The organism is uncultured Succinatimonas sp. (assembly GCF_905203285.1).
Taxonomy (GTDB): Bacteria; Pseudomonadota; Gammaproteobacteria; order Enterobacterales; family Succinivibrionaceae; genus Succinatimonas.
Window position 1 is genome coordinate 1 of the sequence record NZ_CAJKVK010000085.1, and the last position, 8220, is coordinate 8220.

At 40.4% G+C, this 8220-nt stretch carries 8 protein-coding genes and 1 other RNA gene; 6 read left to right on the forward strand and 3 right to left on the reverse strand.

All coding sequences use genetic code 11. From position 1 onward, the window contains the following. Nucleotides 1-189: 189 nt before the first annotated feature. Nucleotides 190-1077, reverse strand: coding sequence for a LysR family transcriptional regulator (locus QZ019_RS08120; RefSeq protein ID WP_295484037.1), 888 nt, complete (start codon nucleotides 1075-1077; stop codon nucleotides 190-192). Between the two features lie 107 nt (nucleotides 1078-1184). On the opposite strand from QZ019_RS08120, the gene QZ019_RS08125 reads away from it, so the two are divergent. The 6 genes from QZ019_RS08125 to QZ019_RS08150 all read left to right on the forward strand — a co-directional run bounded on the left by QZ019_RS08125 (nucleotide 1185) and on the right by QZ019_RS08150 (nucleotide 5770). Continuing rightward, a complete protein-coding gene (locus tag QZ019_RS08125) occupies nucleotides 1185-1403 on the forward strand; it encodes a hypothetical protein (RefSeq protein WP_295484039.1) in 219 nt (72 codons plus the stop codon). Nucleotides 1404-1431: 28 nt separating this feature from the next. Next, nucleotides 1432-2505, forward strand: coding sequence for an alpha/beta hydrolase (locus QZ019_RS08130; protein WP_295484042.1), 1074 nt, complete (start codon nucleotides 1432-1434; stop codon nucleotides 2503-2505). Nucleotides 2506-2722: 217 nt separating this feature from the next. Next, nucleotides 2723-3652: an AEC family transporter gene (locus QZ019_RS08135; RefSeq protein ID WP_295484044.1), complete on the forward strand. Its 930-nt coding sequence runs from the start codon at nucleotides 2723-2725 to the stop codon at nucleotides 3650-3652. Nucleotides 3653-3729: 77 nt separating this feature from the next. After that, an RNA gene (ffs, locus tag QZ019_RS08140) (signal recognition particle sRNA small type) lies at nucleotides 3730-3826 on the forward strand. A 163-nt stretch (nucleotides 3827-3989) separates the two neighbouring features. Continuing rightward, nucleotides 3990-5117 carry an AAA family ATPase gene (locus QZ019_RS08145; RefSeq protein WP_295484047.1) on the forward strand — a complete coding sequence of 376 codons (1128 nt, stop codon included), beginning with the start codon at nucleotides 3990-3992 and terminating at the stop codon, nucleotides 5115-5117. Between the two features lie 2 nt (nucleotides 5118-5119). Further along, entirely contained in the window at nucleotides 5120-5770 is a 651-nt protein-coding gene (locus QZ019_RS08150; protein ID WP_295484050.1) for an HAD family phosphatase, read from the forward strand. On the opposite strand, the gene QZ019_RS08155 is transcribed toward QZ019_RS08150, so the two are convergent. After that, nucleotides 5767-6423, reverse strand: a complete 657-nt coding sequence (locus tag QZ019_RS08155) for a hypothetical protein (protein ID WP_294565608.1) — start codon at nucleotides 6421-6423, stop codon at nucleotides 5767-5769. The genes QZ019_RS08150 and QZ019_RS08155 overlap by 4 nt on opposite strands. 26 nt (nucleotides 6424-6449) lie before the next feature. Beyond that, on the reverse strand, nucleotides 6450-7928 hold the full coding sequence (gene putP, locus QZ019_RS08160) for a sodium/proline symporter PutP (RefSeq protein ID WP_294565606.1): 1479 nt from the start codon (nucleotides 7926-7928) through the stop codon (nucleotides 6450-6452). Nucleotides 7929-8220: the final 292 nt, after the last annotated feature.

The following is an 8220-nucleotide window of genomic DNA, read 5'->3' on the forward strand; positions in this document are numbered from 1 at the left end:
ATAGTTGAAACCACTTTGGCATCGGTCATTCCGATTAACTGAATTGTTCCTGGCATGGCTAGCAGATTGCCGGCAAAACCGGTAATCGCGTTTATGAGCATCGCTCCGAAAAAAATAGCACCGACGCCAAGTTTCTCTAACATACAAATCTCTCGATAAATTAATTAAAACGCCGTTAAGATAGCACTTTTACAAGTGTTTTTTAAGCGTCTGCAAAAAAGTTGCCGCGGCAGGAGAAAACACCTGATATTTTTTCCAAACCAAAACCAAACCTGATTTAAGTTCGGGTTTTAATGGAATAAAGCACAAATCGCTGTCATCTCCGGTATTTATTATGTTGTCAATTGACACAATATATCCTGTACCGTTTTTAGCAAGCATTGCCGCGTTAAACAACAAATTGAACGTCGCTATTATGTTCAACTTTTCAAAGTCATCACCAAACCATTTGATAAATTTATTGTCCTCTTTGGCATCAATTGCCTGACGGGACATAATAAGCGGCAAATCTACAAGATCGGATTTTTCAATAAATTTCTTATAAGCCAAAGGATCATCTTTTCTCATGATAACGCCCCATCTATCGCTTGATGGCAGCCGTACATAATCGTATTTTGAAATATCCGCAGGCTCAATCAAAATTCCAAAATCTATAAGTCCTTTATCAAGCCGATACGTAACATCTGAAGCATTACCGCTGTATAAATGAAAGTGCATTTGGGGATAAGCTGTAATAAGCTCGTTTATAACATCAGCAACAAATCTTATTGCCGCGGTTTCACCGCCGCCTATATAAACATCTCCTGTAATTTCAGATCGGAAATTATCAAATTCAGCTTCGGTTTTCCCAACTAAATCCAATATTTCCTCAGCGCGCTTTCTAAGCAGAATTCCTTCCTCGGTCAAAGCGACGCTGTGACTTGATCGAATGAATAATTTATGCCCGAGTCTATCTTCAAGTTCTTGAATTTGGCGCGACAAAGTCGGCTGCGTGACATGAAGAGTATTTGCCGCTCGAGTTATGTTTCCTTCGCGTGCGATAGCCAAAAAATATATTAATACTCTAAATTCGAGCATAAATCACCTCTATTGAAATGCGTTTTAAGCATAGCATGAAATGAAAACAAAGTATTAGCTATTTCAGTATATAAAAACTATATTTTAGATACTAAAGGAGCAACAAAATGCTTGAAGATTTATTACTGCGGCGCAACCTTATTGACGCCGGCTGCGATGACAGGCAAATAAAAGAATTTTTAAAACTAAACGCGGACGGAATGGTCAACGCGCAAATCAATTTTTTAAAAGAACAAAGGCGACATCTGCTTGAATGTCTGCACTTTAGGCAAAACCAGATTGACTGTCTTGATTTTTTAATCGGCAGTCTGCAAAAAAGCAGTTGATTTTTTCAAACAAATAGAGGAAAAAGCAATGAAAATCAAATTTAAAACTTTATGTGCGGCCATTGCAGTAACCGCAGCTGCATCAGGATGTTCCAATCAATTTGACAACAATTACACATCAGGTATCAATATGCAGGAAAATATCAAACTTGAAAGCAAATGGGACAAGGTATTCCCTCAAAGTGACAAGGTTAATCACAGCAAAGTTACATTCCATAACCGCTATGGAGTAACTTTGGTTGCCGATATGTACGTTCCTAAAAACGCCCAAGGAAAACTTCCTGCAATTGCAGTAAGCGGACCATTCGGAGCAGTAAAAGAGCAGGCATCGGGACTTTATGCCCAAACTCTTGCACAAAACGGTTTTGTGACCATTGCCTTTGATCCTTCATTTACCGGTGAGAGCGGAGGAATGCCGCGTTACGTTGCCTCCCCTGACATTAATACCGAAGATTTCAGCGCTGCAGTTGATTATCTTTCAACAAACGCTCTGGTTGATCCAGACAAAATCGGCATTTTAGGCATCTGCGGCTGGGGTGGTATGGCCGTTAACGCTGCTGCCATAGACACCCGTATTAAAGCAACCGTCGCCGCAACCATGTATGACATGAGTCGCGTCACCGCAAACGGATATTTCGATTCAATGGATGCAAACGGACGCTATGCCTTAAAAGAACAATTAAACGCACAACGTACCGAAGACTATAAAAACGGTACTTATGCGTTAGCAGGCGGATTGCCTGACGTTCTTCCAGAAAATGCTCCGCAATTTGTAAAAGACTATTATGCCTACTACAAGACATCTCGCGGATATCATTCCCGTTCTTTAAACTCAAACGGCGGCTGGAATAAGACCTCATCATTATCTTTTATCAATATGCCGATTTTGTCCTATGCCGACGAAATTAAGAGCCCTGTGCTCTTAATTCACGGCGAAAAAGCTCATTCACGCTATTTTAGTGAAGATACTTTCAAAAAATTAAAGGGCGACAACAAAGAGCTTATGATCATTCCTGGCGCAAATCATACTGATTTATATGATAATTTTGAAAAAATCCCATTTGATAAAATCATTAAGTTCTATAAAGACAACCTAAAATAAGCCATTACAAATAGCGATTCAAGCCGTACCTTAAAGTACGGCTTCTTACTTTCTTTGACATTCTTTTTAATGTAATTGTTAACCAATAAAAAACCTGCGCTTGCTTCCATCTTTTTACTTTAAGTTCCCCTAAAGATTGAATGTAAATCCCCCTACTGCCATAATTACTGCGTATTTAACGATTATCTTCTGCAATTTTTGCAAAAACGGATGAGCTATGATCGTAGATGCTCTTGTAATAAAAATAGCCTCACTTTTTCTCATGATGTTTGCAGGCTATATCATGGTACGCTGTAAAGTTTTACAGCCTAAAGATGCAAAGCCGATTTCAGAAATATCCTTATATCTTATTTTCCCTTGCATCATTATCGTCTCTTTCCAAATAGAATATACTCAAGATATCCGCGACGGATTGATTCTTGCAACAATAGCTGCCGTAATCATTCATATCATCCTTTTGGGCGTCCCTTGGCTTTTTAAAAACAAGCTAAACCTTGATGCAGTTGAAAAAGTAACCGTTATTTATTCAAATTCAGGAAATTTAATCATTCCGCTGATTGCCGCCACATTAGGTCCTAAATACGTAATTTACACCAGCGCCTATACCGCAGTACAAACCGTGCTGCTCTGGAGCCACTGCCGTTACGTATTAATGGGCGGAGGAAAAATAAATATTTTAAGGATCCTGCTTAATATAAATTTACTTGCCGTAGCCGTAGGCGGAATTCTTTTCTTTTGCGGAATAAAGCTCTGGCGCCCGGTTTATGATGCTATGGCTTCTATGGGACTTATGATCGGCCCTGCCTGCATGCTGGTTACCGGCATGGTCATTGCTTCAATGAATTTAAAAAAGGTTATCCACTATCCGCGCCTGCCGCTTATCGTGGCATTAAGACTTATAATAATGCCGGCAATCATCCTTCCTTTTTTATGGATCTTAGATAGAATCGGCAACGTACAGGATTCTGCCGCTATTCTCCTCGTTCCGTTTTTAGCAACCGCCGCACCTTCTGCCTCAAGTATTACGCAGATGTCGCTTCTTTATCATAACAACACAGAGTATGCCGGACTTTTAAATATGGTCAGCACCATATTGTGCATCATCACCTATCCGGCTTTTGTATGGTTTTATGAACTGATTTTTTAAAATGCAAAATATGACTTTGCAAAATAACTTGCAAAAAACTTTGTTCTTTATTATCATCACTATGCTCAATGGGAGGCAGGCAGCCCTCTCGTACTTAGACTTAGTTTAATTGGTCAGGATCGGAAGGTAGCAGCCAGGATTAGGTTTTAAGGTACCGAGAACAGGTTGTCTGTTTCCCGCCCATGAAGATATTCATATGCCGTCTCTTACCTCTTACTCATCATCTCTTCAAGAGATCATTCTTTCGGATCAGCACTATTTAAGTAAAGCGCGCGATTTTGTTAATTTTTTACGTTTTCTAGACACACAGCCGCGGCAATTCTCCCCAAATTTCAGTTTGATTATAAGACCGCACGGTTTCGGCATGAGTCTGGCGCTTGAATCTATGGAAGCCATGCTGATGCGTGATGATTTAATATCTGAAGGCTTCTCGGCAAAACACAGCGAAGAACTCGATATGCCTAAAGCTCCGGCTTTACGCTTATCATTAAAACATCTTAAAGCGACCAATCCCCAAGAGCTTATCGAATCTTTAATAGATATCATGCAGGTTCAGATGTGGCGCCACCATATTAAGCGCAACATCACCAACTACTCTAATCCTAAAGCCTGCTTTGCCAAGCTGCTTGAAGATCTGGAACAAAAATATCAAGACAGCATTGTCGTTTTAATTGATAATTACGAGCTGCCTTTATATCTTGCATCTTTAATGCCAAAAAATCAGCAGGAAACGGCTATCTCCATTTACTTTGATATGCTCAATGCCATCAAACAGGCAGGACCTGCGGTTAAGTGGTGTCTTTTAAGCGGTCACGCCAAATTTGCGCTTGCCAATAATATTTCAGAGGGTATTCCGCTTATAAATGACTTAAGCTTCAGCGAACGCTGCGATACTCTTTTCGGTTTCACTCTTGATGAGATATCGGAATATTTTGATCAGGATTTAAAAATTCTTGCGCCAAGACAAGGTCTGACCGTAAGTGAACTTAAACACGCATTAAATAAATGCTACGGCGGATTTGTCTTTTCAAAAAGACAAATTCCGGTCTTGTGCAGTGCATCAGTTAACCGTGCTCTTAATAATGAAGGTGCTTTGTATCCTTACACTTATCATTCGGAATTTTCCTTTATTAGAGACACCTTAAAAAATGAAGATCCGGATTTAAGCTGGTTTTTCAATCGTGACGGACAAGATGCCGTATTTGAAAATTCCGTAAGTCTTGAGCCGACACGCAAAGATCTTGCCGCTTTGTTACTTCAGTACGGCTTTGCATCAATTGATAAAATCACAACCGATGAGGGACCTCTTTCACTGATAACGCGTTACCGCTATAACTGTCCTAACGTTGAAATGAGAAGGATCCTGAAAATTCTGCAGGGAAAAGCATCACCAAAACTTGCTATGCAAAGAATAAACCCTCAGGTTTTTGAAGACGGTGAAGACGCTTTTGATATAGAGGAATAATAATGTCCTGTGCTTTTTTTGATATGGACGGCACCTTGGTAAACGGTGACACCAACGATCTTTTTTTCAAACATCTTTTAAGCATCAAGCTTGTTGACAACAGTTTTTTAGAGCCGATGCATGAGTTTCATCAACTTTATTATGAAGGCAAACTTAAAATCGAAGATTTCATTACTTACGCAATAAAACCACTTATCGGAAAAAACTCAGAAGAAGTCTCTAAAATCGTAAAGCCGTGCGTACATGACTTAATATTAAAACACATCCGCAAAGGCGCGCTTGAGGCAATTGAATTTCACAGAAAACGCAACGATAAGCTTATCATCGTCAGCGCTACCGTCGACTACATCATAAAACCGGTTGCCGATGCTTTAAATATCGACTTTGCCATAGCCGCACCGACAGAAAAAATCAACGATAAAATTACCGGCAAATTATCAGGCACGGTTCCGTATCAGGATGGCAAAAGACAGCGCATTATGCAGTTTCTTAAAGAAAACAGCCTTAGCCTTGATGATGCTTATGCCTACGGCGACAGTGTTAATGATATTGAAATGTTCAAACTCTGTGCGCACCGCTACGCGGTTAACCCGACTAAAGAGCTGCAGGAAAACGCTTATTTTAAAGAGCTTGAATCTTTAGACTGGAATTAAGATTTCTTTTCTTTGCGAAACAAAACCTTTGATGCGCCGCCTGCTTCAAGCTTGCCTACATTTAATTTGGCAAATGCTTTATTGCGGGCGCTCACCGTCTGAAAAGCCGAAGTATCGTCAACAGAATACAGCTTTATATTCTTGCGGTGCGGATAGACACGAACTATCTGACCTAAATTAGGCTTTACAAGAAAAAACGATTTTACGGCACCTGTGTAAAAACGCGGTTTTAGTGCACCGCTTTCTTTATAGATAACGGCACTTTTAAGCACAGCTTTTGAGAAAAAGCGCTCTATGAATTTCTGATAGAAATTTAACTCGTCAAAAACAACTACTGCATATGCTTCTGCACTTACCGGTGCAGGATCTTTACGCAGTTTCCGTCTTAATTTCTTAAAATAAAATAAACGAATAAAGACGTATAAAAGATATAGGACACCTAAAAGATTAACAGCCACAAAATAGAAATTATTTAAGCTTATCTTAAATAATCCCGAGCAGTTAAAAAACAGCAAGAGCAGAACGATTATATAGCTGCCGATACCCAATCCTTTTGCGATAACGGTATCCACCACATTGACCTCAAAGCGGATACCTGCTTTTTTAAGATAAGAAGCCAAATAAAAGTTAGGCGGCAGATTCTTGTCCGTCACTTGCTGTTTCCTTTTGTCGTTATATATTAGCGATCTTTTACTTCAAGCCAGAATTTACGCTCAAGGTCATCAAATAATACCTGAGTTTGTCCGTCTTTTTTGTAAGTTAGGTTAGAAATTACAAAAATAGCTATGCTTGAAAGGATAAATCCAGGAACAATTGAGTAAAGACCGAAGAAAGCGCCAGCTTCCCAAATTATAACAGTTGCGGCACCTACCACCATACCGGCAATAGCGCCCTGCAGCGTCATTTTACGCCAGAATAGCGAAATTAAAATCGAAGGCCCGAAGGAAGCACCGAAACCGGCCCAAGCGTAGGATACGAGCTTTAAAATTCCTGAATTAGGATCAAGCGCAATCACATAAGCAATAACGGCAACTAAAAGCAGCATCATGCGACCGCACCAAACAAGCTCGCTTTGTGAAGCATGAGGACGCATCCAGCGGCGATAAAAATCTGCAGTCAAAGTAGTTGAAGCAACTAAAAGCTGACAGGAAAGCGTACTCATAATGGCAGCCAAAATTGCGGAAAGAAGAATACCTGCAATCCACGGGGTAAACAAAGTCTGAGTGACGATAATAAAAATCTGCTCAGGATTGCTTACGCTGACCTCAGGATGCTTTGCCGCAAAAGCTACGCCGTAATAACCGATTAAGACAGCGCCTAAAAGGCATAAAATCATCCAGGTAATGCTAATGCGGCGGGCATCACCCATTCCGCGAACACTGCCAGCTGCCATAAAACGAACCAGAATATGCGGCTGTCCCATATAGCCAAGGCCCCATCCGACTAAAGAAAGGAATCCTACGACCGTCATGCCCTTTAAGAAATGGGATAGCTCGGGATCCTGCTGCATGATAAGTTCATTGGCAGCCTCAAGACCACCGCAATCCATAAGCATGATAACGGGAGTTAAAAGCAGCGCAAAAATCATCAAAGATGCCTGAACCGTATCAGTCCAGCTAACGGCCAAAAATCCGCCGATAAAAACATAGAAAATCGTTGAAACGGCACCGATTAAAAGAGCATTGCTGTAATCCATTTCAAAGGTCTGCTCAAATAAGCGTGCAGCTGATACCATGCCTGATGCGCAGTAAACAACGAAGAAAATCAAAATAATGACTGCTGCCGCAACGGCGGTGATACGGTATTTATCGCAAAAGCGTGAGGCAAGATAATCAGGAAGAGTCAGAGCATCTGACGCGTTTGCGGTAAATGAGCGCAGACGGGCTGCGACGAATTTCCAATTGCACCAGGAACCTACGGTAAGACCGATGGCAATCCACGCCTCACTTATTCCTGACAAAAACAAAGCACCGGGAAGGCCCATTAAAAGCCAGCCCGACATATCGGAAGCACCTGCAGACAAAGCGGTTACGACACGACCCAAACTGCGGCCGCCTAATACGTAATCATTAAGAGATGACGTCATGCGGGCTGCCACAATACCGATAATCAGCATCGCCAAGATATAGACGATAAATGTAGTAGTGGTAGTAAACATAAGATAACTTCTTTTTTAAATTTTAATCAAAGTAAACCGGATCCGAGTACCCATCTTCAGGCATGCAGACACGGCAACTTGTCATAAACGATACCAACGCAGCTTCACGCTTTTATCGCATAAGACTCATATATGATAGCACTCAAAAGGTGCATATTATGAAAATAATAAATTCAATCTTATATAACACTTTGAAAATTAACATATATTTTTATAAATAAGTCGACGCATTAAATAATGGCATTAATTTTTATATCCATAAATGGGTTATTTTTAAAAATTTTCTTTAATT

Bases quoted from the DNA above. Each gene is read 5' to 3' on its own strand.
- QZ019_RS08130 (WP_295484042.1), top strand. From the start codon at position 1,432: ATGAAAATCAAATTTAAAACTTTATGTGCGGCCATTGCAGTAACCGCA.
- putP (WP_294565606.1), bottom strand. From the start codon at position 7,928: ATGTTTACTACCACTACTACATTTATCGTCTATATCTTGGCGATGCTG.
- QZ019_RS08120 (WP_295484037.1), bottom strand. From the start codon at position 1,077: ATGCTCGAATTTAGAGTATTAATATATTTTTTGGCTATCGCACGCGAA.
- QZ019_RS08150 (WP_295484050.1), top strand. From the start codon at position 5,120: ATGTCCTGTGCTTTTTTTGATATGGACGGCACCTTGGTAAACGGTGAC.
- QZ019_RS08135 (WP_295484044.1), top strand. From the start codon at position 2,723: ATGATCGTAGATGCTCTTGTAATAAAAATAGCCTCACTTTTTCTCATG.
- QZ019_RS08125 (WP_295484039.1), top strand. From the start codon at position 1,185: ATGCTTGAAGATTTATTACTGCGGCGCAACCTTATTGACGCCGGCTGC.